Origin of the sequence: Minwuia sp. IMCC3060 (assembly GCF_029909435.1) — a bacterium.
In the GTDB taxonomy this organism is placed as follows: Bacteria; Pseudomonadota; Alphaproteobacteria; order Minwuiales; family Minwuiaceae; genus Minwuia.
In genome coordinates, this window is record NZ_CP123782.1 from 1,083,900 (window position 1) to 1,096,877 (window position 12,978).

Sequence of the window (12,978 nt, forward strand, 5' to 3'; positions counted from 1 at the left end):
GGTTATCTCCGTTGGAATTCAGGGGCCGAGAGCGCCAGCGCCAGCGCCTGACGCGGGCTCTCGGCCCGGCTGATCGCCATCATCGTGTCTTGGCCATACAACTCACCCATCATGTCCCTGGCCTGGATCATGGGGTCTTTCGGAAGGGGGGCCATCCGTTCCGCCATGGCGGCTCCGAAATCGACACGCCTGAGTGCCCGGTCCGGGGTGATCCAGGCCTCCGCCGTATCCGGCCAGCCCTTCGGTGACGGGGCCATCCACGGGCGCTGTCCCAGTTCCACCAACGCATTCAGCACGCCACGGTTGGCCCCCTTCGCCCCGATACCGCGCAGGGCAGAGATGACAAGCTCGTCAGGTGTCTTCAGCTTGGTCAGGGGTATCCAGGCCGACTGTATTTCGATCAGGGCAAGAGCCATCTGTGTCAGATCGCCCTCTGTTTCGATGAACGTCCGGCTCAGGCGGGCGACAATCTCCGGCGCAGGCCGGTCCGAAACGAAATGGCGTGCGAGTTCCCTTGCAATGTTCCGGGCCGTTGCCGGATGAGCAGCGAGATCGCGCAAGGCCCGCTCTGCCTGGCCGATCCCGTCATCAGCATAGCCGACGCCCATGAGGTGACGGTCACCGGGCTCGTGGGCTGTTGCATGAAAATGGAACCCTCCACCCGACCCATGGCCGTCGGCGGGGCTGAGACTCCATCCGGTCAACATGAGAGCGAGTGACCGGACATCCGACTGCTCGTAGCCACCATCGACGCCCAGCGTATGCAGTTCAAGTACCTCCCGTGCCAGGTTCTCGTTCAGACCGCCGTCGCTGTAGCGTGCGGCGGGGGTGTTCGGGCCGAAGGACCTGGCGTTGTCGAGATAGAGGATCATGACGGGATGCTGGATGACGGCCAGTAGCAGATCTACGAACCGGCCGCCGACGTTGGGACGAATGGCTTCCCTCTCAAACCCACCTGCCAGACCGACGATCACGGGTTTCTTGCCGGTAACCGTGAAATGATCGGACCAGAAACGCACCCAGCGTTCGTGGAACGAAGTGGACGTGGTGACCGCCTGCCCGCTCCGGACAATGGCTTCGCGCACATACTGGGGACGATAGACATTCCGCAGCAGCGAGATCACGCCGGAGACGCCTTCACTGCGGATCGCGACCTGAAGCTGGCTGACCAGTTGATGCGAAGGTTCGAGAGAAGTCATCTCGGCGGAAACCGGGGCCGGGTTTGCAATCTGCGCCGCCAGCCAGCCCCGTGGATCGGACAGGGCGTCGCTGATCTCGTTCGGTCGGGCACCCATCCCAAACCGGACGGTCGCTATGGCTGCCTCCATCTGTCGGTTCATCTACCGCGCTCCAGCAAACGCTCTTCACATCTTGCGGATGCTACCATGCTACCGGCCAGGGTATCGTTACCGATTGCAACGCCGTGCAACTGCTGCCGGAATGGCGCGCATGAGCTTCGTGACCCGTTTTGCGCCCAGCCCGACCGGATACCTGCATGTCGGGCACGCCCTGTCCGCCGTGCTGGCGCATGATCGGGCACGGGCGGTCGACGGACAGTTCCTGTTGCGGATCGAGGATATCGACCACACCCGGTGCCGCCCCGAGTTCGTCCACGCCATCCTGGCTGATCTCGGGTCCCTGGGCCTCACCTGGGAGGGACCGGTCTGGCATCAGTCCAACAGGATGCGCACCTATGCCACGGTGCTGGAACACCTGCAGGCGAGGGAACTCGTCTATCCCTGTTTCTGCACCCGGCGACAGGTGGCCGAGGCCTCGCCGGGGAAGGGCTTCGACGGGCTGATCTATGGCGGCACCTGCGCCGGGCTTGGCCCGTCCGAGATCGATGCGCGGCTGGCCGACGGTGCGGTGCCCGCCTGGCGGTTGCGTCTACGGCATGCGCTTGGCCTGACCGGTCCGGTCACATGGCAGGACGAACAGGCCGGCCTGCAGCGCTGGGCGGGCGAGGGGCTGGGCGACGTGGTGCTGGCCCGCCGCGACATCGGCACCAGTTATCATCTTGCCGTGACCGTGGATGACGCCGCCCAGGGCATTACCCATGTCATCAGGGGACGTGACCTGTTCCATCAGACATCCGTCCATGTTCTGTTGCAGAAACTTCTTGATCTGCCGAGGCCACATTATCTTCATCATCGGCTGGTACAGGACGTGCGGGGACGCAAGCTGTCGAAATCGGAAGGTGTTCGCAGCCTGCGCGACATTTTTGCGGATGGGACCGATGCAGTCTCCCTTGTAGGGCATCTGCGGTCCATGATTGCGGGTGCAAGCCCGTGGGACAGTATCTAGTTTTGCGGGCCTTTTCGTTGGCCCCAGGGGAAATGTGACGGTGAATGAACCCTCACGCGAGAGACGTGGACTGGTAACGAACCTGGGTCGGTTGACCCGGATGAGACTGATCGTGCCCCTGAAACGCGGACAGGCGCCGGCCGAACATGTCGCCCGTGGCGTCGCGGTCGGGCTGGCTGTTGCCTTCACGCCGACTGTGGGCGTGCAACTCGTTCTGGTGCTGTTGATCTGGATGCTGGCGAAGGCCGCCGGGCCAAGGTTCCACTTTCACGCGATCTCTGCCTTTGCATGGGTCTGGATCACCAACATCTTCACCATCGGACCGATCTATTATGGCTTCCTGCTGACCGGCCAGCTCATGCTTGGGCGGTTTGACGAGCTTGGCGGGATCGGACTGGATCAGTTCACCGCGCAACTGACGGCAATCGCCTCGGCGGACACCGGCTTTGTCGAGGCGCTCTGGGTTGGCACGCTGACGCTGTTCGATATCTGGGGCATCCCGCTGTTCCTGGGCTCGGTGCCCTGGGCCATATTCTTTTCCTGGATCGGCTACGTCTGGTCGAAGCGCTTCATCGAGAGGTTCCGAGCCCGTCGCGCCCAGCGTCAGAAGATGACGCGGGAGAAGCGTGGCAGCCGCTTCAGGCGAACCAGCGCAGGGGGCACCGGACAGACGGAACAGCCCAGGATCTAAGTGTCCCGAGGGCTGTGCCTGGCGTCAGTCGTCTGATCGCATTTCCGGCAGGATCGAGAGCGCAACGATCCGGGCGTCGCTGCGCGTGATGCCCGCACGCATGCGCGGGTGATAGAGCATGCGCAGCATGGTGTGATCCAGCTCCGTCAGATGCGCATGCGGGCTGTCGATCGCCAAGGTTGACGGCTGATCACCGGGCAGTGCGAACGGCAGGCCCATGATCCGCGACAGTTGCGAGACGATGCAGGCATGGGCGACCGGCGCCATCCTGTCTATCGGGATGAAGACGATTGCCTCCGCCAGGTGGGTGCCGCGCGCATTGACCTGCCCGGCGCAGACCGCGCCGGCGGCCCTGTAGCCCGACAACAGGCTGTCGCGCCGGCTGTCGGAGGCGACGAAGCGGTCCAGCAGATCATTGTAGTGTCCGTCCAGCACCTCATCGAAGCGCGGTACGAAGGCGATGATCACATCCGCGCCGATCCCCTGCGTCGTGCTGATCTGAAGTCCGGTCAGCGCTGCCAGGCGTTCAATCTGCGCCTCCGTCCATTGCCGGAACCGGGCAGGCGCGTCACCTGTCATCCGAACGGTGACCGGTTTGTCGTTCGACCAGCGGTAGAGGTGTGGATCGGGACGGTCGGCCGGACCGAAGGCAGCCGTGTCGAAGGCATCGAGAATCTGTGTGCCGCTCAACGACGCGGTTCCTGCCGTGTCCTGGGCCTGTACCTGGAGCGAGAGCGCCGCCAGTAACACGACAGCCGTGGAGACCGGGACCAGCAGCCGATCCAGAAGGCGCCCGGGCATCCGAAGAATGTTTGAAACCAGTACCAACATGACCTGACCGTCACCCCACTCCTGACGATTCGCGCTCCATTCTAGCGGTCGTGTGACGGCGCCGACAGCGCGAAACCGTTCGGGATTCCGGGTGCATGGCGGATAGGGCTTGCACGATCCCTGTTCGTGCCTATTGTTCGCCGCCGATGAAAGCACCGGACGCCTTACCCGATCTTCCTTTCCCCCATCGGCACCTTTTGGGGATGCAGGAGCTTTCCCGTTCCGACATCCAGTGCATCCTTGACCTGTCGGAGCAGTTCATCGAACTGAACCGGCAGGACAACAAGAAGCTGCGCGATCTTCAGGGCCGGACTCAGATCAACCTGTTCTTCGAGAACTCGACCCGGACCCGGACGTCCTTCGAACTGGCTGGCAAGCGGCTGGGCGCGGACACCATCAACATGTCCGTCGAGGCCTCGTCGACCAAGAAGGGCGAGACCCTGATCGACACCGCCATGACACTGAACGCGATGCACCCGGATGTGCTGGTGGTCCGCCATCCGGACTCCGGCGCGGTCGCGCTGCTGTCGCAGAAGGTGGATTGCGCGGTGGTCAACGGCGGTGACGGCCAGCACGAGCATCCGACCCAGGCTCTGCTGGACGCGCTGACCATCCGGCGCAGACTCAACCGGCTGGAGGGGCTGACGGTCGCCATCGCCGGCGACGTCATGCACAGCCGCGTTGCACGATCGAACATCTACCTGCTGAACACGATGGGCGCGCGGGTGCGGGTCATCGCCCCGCCGACCCTGCTGCCCAGCGGGATCGAGCGTCTGGGTGTCGAGGCCTTCACCGACATGCGGCGCGGGCTGCGCGATGTCGACGTGGTCATGATGCTGCGCCTGCAGCGGGAGCGGATGCAGGGGTCCTTCCTGCCCTCCGTCCGCGAGTACTATCATTTCTATGGCCTGGATCACGAGAAGCTGTCGCACGCCAAGCCCGATGCGCTGATCATGCATCCGGGACCGATGAACCGGGGTGTGGAGATCGATACCGAGGTCGCGGACGATATCCACCGCAGTGTGATCCGGGAGCAGGTCGAGATGGGTGTGGCAGTTCGAATGGCCGTGTTGCGCCTTCTGGTCGCCGGAGGCGGAAACGGGAATGGTGGCGATGCCTGAGCAACGCCTGGCATATCTGAACGCCCGCCTGCTCGACCCCGCCAGTGGCCGTGACGAGGTTGGTCATGTCCTGATCGAGGATGGGCTGATCGCGGCTGTTGGTCCCGACATCTTCCCCAACCGGGTACCCGACAGGACGGAAGTGATCGATCTGGATGGCCTGTGCCTGGCGCCCGGCCTGGTGGACATGCACGCGCGGATCGGGGAGCCGGGGGCGGAGCACAAGGAAAGCTTCGAGAGTGCAGCCGCCGCGGCCCGTGCCGGGGGCGTGACGACGCTGTGCACCCTGCCGAACACGGAGCCCGTGATCGATAACGTGGCGCTGGTCGAATATGTGCATCGGCGCGCCAACGAAGGCTCCGATGTCCACATCCGTCCCTTCGCCGCCGCGACCCAGGGACTGAACGGCAAGCAGTTGACGGAATTCGGCCTGTTGCAGGCAGCCGGTGCGGTGGCCTTCACGGACGGCGACCGGGCCATTGCCGATGCCACCGTGATGCGCCGGGCACTGAGCTATTCGACGGCCTTCGACGTGCTGATCGTGCAGCATGTGGAGGAACCGTCGCTGGCCCGCAACGGCGCGATGAACGAAGGTGAACTGGCCACCCGGCTGGGGCTGAAGGGTATCCCGACAGCCGCGGAGACGATCATGCTGGAGCGTGACATCCGCCTGGTGGAAATCACGGGTGCCCGCTATCACGCCGCGCATCTGACGACCGCAAAGGCACTCGACGCCATGCGCCGGGCGAAGGCGGAAGGCCTGCCGGTGTCCTGCGGGACAGCGCCGCATTACTTCGCCCTGAACGAGAATGAGGTCAACGGCTACCGGACCTTTGCCAAGGTCTCGCCGCCTCTGCGTTCGGAGGATGACCGCCGCGCGGTGGTGGAGGCCATTCGCGACGGGACCATCGACGTGATCTCGTCGGGACATGCGCCGGAGGACCCGGAGGCCAAGCGTCAGCCGTTCGAGCAGGCGGCCTTCGGTGCCGCGGGGCTGGAAACCATGCTGGCGCTGGGGCTGCAGCTGCACATGAGCGAGGATGTGCCGCTGCTTTCCGTGCTGGCCTGCATGACCTGCAATCCGGCGCGCCTGCTGGGTCTGGACTGTGGTATCCTGCAGGCGGGCCACCCGGCGGATCTGGTGATCTTCGATCCCGGTGCGCCCTGGGTCGTCGACAGCAAGAAGTTCCGTTCCAAGTCCAAGAATTCGCCCTTTGACGAGCGGCCCATGCAGGGCCACGCTGTCCGCACCGTCGTGGAAGGCCGGACGGTATTCGTGCGGCGGGTGGAACGGTGATGGGGGCTGCGCCATGTGGATGAAGATACTGATCCTGGTCGCAGTGGTGGCCGTCGTCATCTACGGCTTCCGCGCCATTGGCGGCAAACGGAGCAGCCGGTCGGGGACCAGTGACACGTCTGGCCAGACGCCGGCCAGGGAAAATGCCGTCAATCTGATCCAGTGCGGCAATTGCGGCGCCTATACGCCGGAGGGCAAGTCCTGCAGCAGTTGCGGCAAGAATACGTCAGGCTGATTCCGGCGGTTCCGCGACAAGTTCATTTGTACGCTTGGCGGCGTGGAACAGGACCACGCGCAGGTTGCCGCTCTTCATCGCGTCGGAGCGACGCTGCCAGTGGTCGACGATCCGCACCAGTTCCTGCAGCATCGTTGGCTGTTCGATATAGGATGCCATGGTCTCGACCGCGCGCTGCCAGTCCGCGAAGACGCTGATCGTGTGTTTCAGCAGTTCGTCGGTGACGTCCTCTTCCAGGGCGACGTCAAGACCCGCCTCGATCAGGCAACGCCGCTCCTCCTCGCGTGTCAGATAGACGTAGTCCGTCGGTTCGAGGGACGTGCGCAGATCAAGTGAGAGGTCGTCGGTGTCGGCGTCGTCGTCTGCCACCAGTTGGGTGAAGACCATCCTGCCGGTCCGTCGCAGGATCTTCTCCACCCGGCTGTAGATCTCGTGCCGGTCAGCCTGCGTGTGCAGGATCTCCCGCGCGACCACCAGCTGGTATTTCGCGAACCCGAAATCCATGTGCTTCAGGTCGATGGGCCCCAGTCGCACGGCCTTGCCCCGCATCGTGTCGCGGATCATCTCCATGCCGCACCGCAGCAGTTCGCGGTCAGGGTCCAGTCCTTCCACCCGCAGATTGAATCGTTCCGCCAGATCACGGCACATGCCACCGGAACCACAGCCCAGCACCAGGGCCTTCTGTTCCTGCAATGGCACATGGGTGCCGATCATGCGAAACAGGAAATCGGTCCCGCCCGGCTGGTGATAGCCCTGACCGAACAGCAGCCCATGCGTATCGGCCAGGGGGCCATACGGGCAGTGGCGGCGAATGACTTCCGTGTCGCGACGCCCGGTGCCGCTTACCGCACCCGACTGCGCATCAATCGGATAGCCATCCCACCAGGCCTTTATTCGGTTCTTCAGGGCAACTTTGGGCATTGTGCACCACATGACGCGCGGGTCGGAATCCAACTCAGTCGAGTGGTAGTATGACCGCACTAAGATTGTGTTAACCCCGTATGGATTCCTGCCTCTGGCGGCTGGCTTGACAGAGGAACGCCCGCTCGCCAGATTAACTCGGTTGTGGGAAGAAATAGTTCCCGGAAAACAACAGGTTAGAAAACGAATTTGGAGCGGTTCCACGCTCCGGGCCGCATTTTGGCGCGGTCTTCCACAGATGCGAGACCGGGGCTGCGATGCCCCCCTGCAACGAGACAGAGGTTCCCTTGGCTGGCGGTAACGAAATTCGTTCGACGTTTGTCGACTACTTTGCGCGCAACGGGCACACCCATGTGCCATCGTCACCGCTTGTGCCGCACAATGACCCGACACTGATGTTCACCAATGCTGGCATGGTCCAGTTCAAGAACGTCTTCACGGGGCAGGAGAAGCGTGATTTCAGCCGGGCTGTCACGTCGCAGAAGTGCGTGCGTGCAGGCGGCAAGCACAACGACCTGGACAATGTCGGCTACACGGCGCGGCATCACACGTTCTTCGAGATGCTGGGGAATTTCTCCTTCGGTGACTATTTCAAGGACCAGGCGATCGAACTGGCCTGGAACCTGGTTACCCGGGAATACGGGCTGGCACAGCACCGCCTGCTGGTCACCGTGTATTCGGAGGACGAGGAGGCGGCGGCGCTGTGGAAGAAGATCGCGGGCCTGTCCGATGAGAGGATCATCCGCATCCCGACCTCAGACAATTTCTGGTCGATGGGGGATACCGGACCCTGCGGTCCCTGTTCCGAGATCTTCTTCGATCACGGTGACCATATTCCGGGCGGCCCGCCGGGCAGTCCGGACGAGGATGGTGACCGTTTCATCGAGATCTGGAATCTGGTCTTCATGCAGTACGAGCAGGTGGACGCGGCAACCCGCAACAGCCTGCCGCGCCCGTCGATCGATACCGGCATGGGGCTGGAGCGGATGACGGCGACCCTGAACGGGACGCATGACAATTACGCAACCGACCTGCTGCGCAACCTGATCGAGCAGTCGGCGCATTTCTCCAACAGCGACCCCGATGGGCCGGACGCGGTGCACCATCGCGTCATCGCGGACCATCTGCGGGCGAGTGCGTTCCTGATTGCGGACGGTGTGCTGCCGACCAATGACGGTCGGGGCTATGTGTTGCGCCGGATCATGCGCCGCGCCATGCGCCATGCGCACATGATCGGCTGCCGCGACCCGCTGATGTACCGGCTGGTGCCGGAACTGGTGCGGATGATGGGCAGCACCTTCACCGAGCTGCAGCGTGCGGAGGCGCTGATCACCGAGACACTGAAGCTGGAGGAGAACCGGTTCAAGCAGACGCTGGAGCGTGGACTGAAGCTGCTCGGCGACGCGGTTGATGAACTGGGCGAGGGGCAGGCCCTGCCCGGTGACGTGGCGTTCCGCCTCTACGACACCTATGGCTTCCCGCTTGATCTGACGCAGGACATCCTGCGCGGCCAGGGACGTCCCGTGGATACGGCCGGTTTCAACGCCAGCATGGAGAAGCAGCGGGAGGCCGCACGGCAGAACTGGGCAGGGTCCGGCGGGGAAGCGACGGAGAAGGTCTGGTTCGCGGTGCGCGACCGGGTCGCGGCAACGGAGTTCCTGGGCTACGACGCGACGGCGGCAGAGGCGAGGGTTGAGGCCATCATCGTGGACGGGGCCGAGACGGCCACGGCCGCGAACGGCACGGAAGCCATGATCGTTCTGAACCAGACCCCGTTCTATGGTGAGTCCGGCGGCCAGATGGGCGACATCGGAACGCTGACCACCGAAGGCGGTATCGTCGTTGCAGTGACCGATACGGCGAAGAAGGTCGGCGATCTGCATGTCCACATCGGGCAGGTCAGTGGTGGCGACCTGGCGGTCGGCGATGTGGTCCGCGCCGTCGTGGACAGGGACCGGCGGGACCGCCTGCGGGCCAACCACTCGGCGACGCACCTGCTCCACAAGGCGCTGCGGGACCGGCTGGGCGATCATGTTTCCCAGAAGGGGTCGCTGGTGGCGCCGGAGCGCCTGCGCTTCGACATCAGTCATCCGAAGGGTATGACGGGCGAGGAGATTGCGGGCGTGGAGGCGGATGTGAACGCCATGATCCGTGGCAATGGCGAAGTGTCGACCCGCCTGATGACGCCTGATGCGGCGGTGGAGGCCGGTGCGCTGGCCCTGTTCGGCGAGAAATACGGCGACGAGGTCCGTGTGGTCTCCATGGGACCATCGGACGAACCGACGCTTTCGACGGAGCTTTGCGGCGGCACGCATGTCCGCCGTACCGGGGACATCGGCCTGTTTCGCATCGTCTCCGAGGGGGCGGTCGGGTCCGGTGTGCGCCGGATCGAGGCGCTGACAGGGGCCGCCGCGTTCGAATATCTGAGTGAGCAGGAACAGGCGCTGAGGGAGATTGCCGGAACGCTGAAGGCGACGCCGGGCGAGGCGCCTGCGCGGGTGAAGCAGTTGCTGGAGGAGCGGCGGAAGCTCGAGCGTGAGCTGGCCGACGTGCGCAAGAAGGCCGCGATGGGCGGCGGTGCGGCCAGCGACGGTCCCGCGGCGAAGGATGTGGGCGGTATCCGCTTCATCGGCCAGGTCGCCGAGGGTATCTCCGCCCGCGACATGAAGGGCATGGTCGACGAGATGAAATCCGGCGGCTCCGGTGTCTATGCCATGGTCGGGGTGACCGATGGCAAGGCGGCGCTGGTTGTCGGTGTGACGGACGACCTGAAGGGCAGATTGAGCGCGGTTGACCTGGTCCGGGCCGGTGTCGGGGCCATTGGCGGCACCGGCGGCGGCGGACGGCCTGACATGGCGCAGGGCGGCGGGCCGGATGGTGCCTCTGCCGCAGCGGCGATCAGTGCGGTGGAAGCCGCACTCGCCGAGGCCGCCTCGGGGGCCTGAGCAACATGGTGGCGCAGCGTGACGAGGTCAGCCTGCGCCACCGAACCTTCGAGATTGTCGAGGAGGCCGGTCCCGGTGATCGGCTCAGCCTTCTCTTCGACCGGTTCCTGATCGTTCTGATCACCCTGAACATCGCCGCCGTGGTGCTGGAAACGGTGCCGTCCCTGCACGACCGGTTCGGCTTCGAGTTCATGGTGTTCGAGGTGATCTCGGTGATCATCTTCACGGCCGAATATATCGTGCGGATCTGGGTGGCGCCCGAGCATCCGTCACTGAAACGGCATGGGCCAGTCATGAGCCGTGTTCGCTACGCGCTTTCCTTTGGCGCCATGATCGATCTGGTCGCCTTCCTGCCCTTCTATCTGGCGATCTTCTTCGGGGCGGATCTGCGGGTGCTGCGGGTGCTGCGGCTGCTCCGGTTCCTGAAGCTCATGCGATATTCCTCGGCGCTGATGACCTTGCAGCGCGTCTTCTATGACGAGCGTCGGGCATTGCTGGCATCGCTGCTGATCATGTTCGGGTTGCTGATCATTTCCTCGACGGCGATCTATCATGCCGAGCGCCATGCCCAGCCCGAAGCGTTCGGGTCGATACCCGCCGCCATGTGGTGGTCACTGGCGACGCTCACCACCGTTGGATATGGCGACATCGTGCCGGTGACCCTGTACGGCAAGCTGATCGGCGGCGTGGTCATGCTGTTTGGTCTGGGCATGTTCGCCCTGCCGCTGGGCATCATCGCCATGGGCTTCTCGCAGGAGGTCAACCAGCGCCAGTTCGTGGTGACGCCAGCGATGGTCGCCAAGGTGCCGCTGTTCGAGGATCTGAATGCGCGGGAGATCGTGCGCATCTCGCGGATGATGCGGGCACGGCGCTATGCGTCGGACGAGACGATCATCCAGGGTGGCAGCGAACCGTGGGAGGAACTGTTGTTTGTCGCCAACGGCATCGTCACGGTGGAGTTCGCGACAGGCAGCCATACGGTCATCGAGGGCGGCATCTTCGGGGCGGAGTCCGTCCTGCGCCTGGGGCATCAGATCCTGTCAGCGGTTGCGGAGACGCCGGTGCAACTGATGATGCTGGAGGCCAATGACGCCCGCGACCTGATCCGGCGCCATCCGGAAATCGGGGATACGCTGCGGGCACAGGTTGCCAGCGCCGAAGCTGCCGAAGCCGCTGAAGCATAGGGCAATCGATCCGGGGCCGGCCGCCGTCATCCCAGGCCCGCGATCGCCGCGACCCGGGCAATGTCGACGTGCCCCGCCAGATGCTTCGACAGTGCATCCAGGGTCGCATCGACGCTGCCGTCGAAATCCAGGGTTCCGTCCGTCTCCGCGCCCAGGTGGTCGAGAAAGTGCCGCCGGAAGGCGTCATCGCGGAACAGGCCGTGCACGTAGGATCCGATGATCCGCCCGGACCGGTCCATCGCCCCCTCCGGCCTGTCGCCGATCTGCAGGAACGGCCGCTGCCGGTCCGGGCCGTCGGTGCTGCCGATATGGATCTCGTAACCGCGCACGCTGGACCCTGACGCAGGGTGCAGCCCTTCGACCGGCCTGGTCTGCTTGGCCGGATGCATCATGGTCTCGACCTGCAGCAGGCCCAGACCCTCTTCCGTACCGCTCGTGCCCTCTATTCCGTCCGGATCATGGACCAACCGGCCAAGCATCTGATAGCCACCGCAGAGGCCAAGTACATGCCCCCCACGTCGGGCGTGGGCGAGAATGTCGATGTCCCAGCCCTGTGCGCGCAGGAAACGCAGTTCGCCGGTGGTGGACTTGCAGCCGGGCAGGATCACCAGATCAAGGTCGGCGGGAAGCGGTGTTCCGGGCTGGATGATCTGCAGGTCGACGCCGGGTTCCGCCGCCAGCGGGTCCAGGTCATCGAAGTTGGCGATGCGTGACAGGGCCGGAACCCCGATCCTGAACGCGCCCTGTCGGTGCCGGGCGCGACCGGCCAGCTCCATCGCATCCTCCGCCGGCAGCCGGTTTGCCGCGTGAAACCATGGAATGACCCCCAGAGCCGCCCAGCCGGTGCGGAAAGCGATCAGGTCGCGGCCATCATCAAACAGGCTCGGGTCACCCCGGAAACGGTTGACCAGAAAGCCCCTGATCCGTGCCTGTTCGGGAGCGGGGATCAGGGCATGCGTGCCGACGATCTGTGCGATCACCCCGCCCCGGTCGATATCGCCGATCAGGATCACGGGCACATCGGCCGCCTCCGCAAATCCCATGTTGGCGATGTCGCCAGCCCGCAGATTGACCTCCGCGGTGCTGCCTGCACCCTCCACGATGATCAGGTCGGCGTCCGTGCAGAGGTGATGATAGCTCTGCATGACGCGGGTCAGCAGTTGCGGCTTCAGGGCGGAATATTCGCGTGCACGGACCGTCGCGAAACGCTTTCCCTGGACCACGACCTGTGAACCGGTCTCGCTCTCCGGTTTCAGCAGGACCGGATTCATGTGCACGCTGGTGGGAACACGGGCGGCGAGGGCCTGCATGGCCTGGGCACGCCCGATCTCGCCGCCGTCATCGGTCGCGGCTGCATTGTTCGACATGTTCTGTGGCTTGAAGGGCCGCACGCGGAGGCCGCGATCGGCAAACAGGCGGCAGAGCCCGGCGACCAGCATGGATTTCCCC

The 12,978-nt window shown here is 64.4% G+C and carries 11 protein-coding genes; 7 read left to right on the forward strand and 4 right to left on the reverse strand.

Annotated features, from left to right (window positions below):
- Positions 1-2 precede the first annotated feature (2 nt).
- A complete protein-coding gene (locus QGV54_RS05115; protein ID WP_281017920.1) occupies positions 3-1,340 on the reverse strand; it encodes a DUF1800 domain-containing protein in 1,338 nt (445 codons plus the stop codon).
- Between the two features lie 109 nt (positions 1,341-1,449).
- Between QGV54_RS05115 and gluQRS the strand changes: the two genes are divergently transcribed.
- Both gluQRS and QGV54_RS05125 read left to right on the forward strand, forming a co-directional pair.
- Positions 1,450-2,304, forward strand: coding sequence for a tRNA glutamyl-Q(34) synthetase GluQRS (gene gluQRS, locus QGV54_RS05120; protein ID WP_281017919.1), 855 nt, complete (start codon positions 1,450-1,452; stop codon positions 2,302-2,304).
- A 100-nt stretch (positions 2,305-2,404) separates the two neighbouring features.
- On the forward strand, positions 2,405-2,995 hold the full coding sequence (locus tag QGV54_RS05125) for a DUF2062 domain-containing protein (RefSeq protein WP_281017918.1): 591 nt from the start codon (positions 2,405-2,407) through the stop codon (positions 2,993-2,995).
- Positions 2,996-3,019: 24 nt separating this feature from the next.
- On the opposite strand, the gene QGV54_RS05130 is transcribed toward QGV54_RS05125, so the two are convergent.
- Entirely contained in the window at positions 3,020-3,685 is a 666-nt protein-coding gene (locus QGV54_RS05130) for a DUF2927 domain-containing protein (RefSeq protein ID WP_281020075.1), read from the reverse strand.
- A 344-nt stretch (positions 3,686-4,029) separates the two neighbouring features.
- On the opposite strand from QGV54_RS05130, the gene QGV54_RS05135 reads away from it, so the two are divergent.
- The 3 genes from QGV54_RS05135 to QGV54_RS05145 are packed head-to-tail and all read left to right on the forward strand — an operon-like array spanning position 4,030 to position 6,479.
- Positions 4,030-4,947, forward strand: a complete 918-nt coding sequence (locus QGV54_RS05135; protein ID WP_348638769.1) for an aspartate carbamoyltransferase catalytic subunit — start codon at positions 4,030-4,032, stop codon at positions 4,945-4,947.
- Positions 4,940-6,244 (forward strand): dihydroorotase, encoded by a 1,305-nt coding sequence (pyrC, locus tag QGV54_RS05140; protein ID WP_281017916.1) that lies wholly within the window; start codon positions 4,940-4,942, stop codon positions 6,242-6,244. Before QGV54_RS05135 ends, pyrC begins: the two co-directional genes overlap by 8 nt.
- A gap of 13 nt (positions 6,245-6,257) precedes the next feature.
- Entirely contained in the window at positions 6,258-6,479 is a 222-nt protein-coding gene (locus QGV54_RS05145) for a hypothetical protein (protein WP_281017915.1), read from the forward strand.
- Here the strand turns inward: QGV54_RS05145 and QGV54_RS05150 are convergent.
- Entirely contained in the window at positions 6,471-7,400 is a 930-nt protein-coding gene (locus QGV54_RS05150; protein ID WP_281017914.1) for a class I SAM-dependent methyltransferase, read from the reverse strand. The genes QGV54_RS05145 and QGV54_RS05150 overlap by 9 nt on opposite strands.
- Positions 7,401-7,687: 287 nt before the next feature.
- Between QGV54_RS05150 and alaS the strand changes: the two genes are divergently transcribed.
- Complete coding sequence (alaS, locus tag QGV54_RS05155; protein ID WP_348637632.1) at positions 7,688-10,345, forward strand: alanine--tRNA ligase; 2,658 nt, start codon at positions 7,688-7,690, stop codon at positions 10,343-10,345.
- Positions 10,346-10,350: 5 nt separating this feature from the next.
- Positions 10,351-11,529, forward strand: coding sequence for a cyclic nucleotide-gated ion channel (locus QGV54_RS05160; RefSeq protein WP_281017912.1), 1,179 nt, complete (start codon positions 10,351-10,353; stop codon positions 11,527-11,529).
- Positions 11,530-11,555: 26 nt separating this feature from the next.
- Here QGV54_RS05160 and QGV54_RS05165 read toward each other — a convergent pair whose 3' ends face one another.
- Complete coding sequence (locus QGV54_RS05165) at positions 11,556-12,968, reverse strand: cobyric acid synthase (protein WP_348638770.1); 1,413 nt, start codon at positions 12,966-12,968, stop codon at positions 11,556-11,558.
- Between the last annotated feature and the right edge of the window lie 10 nt (positions 12,969-12,978).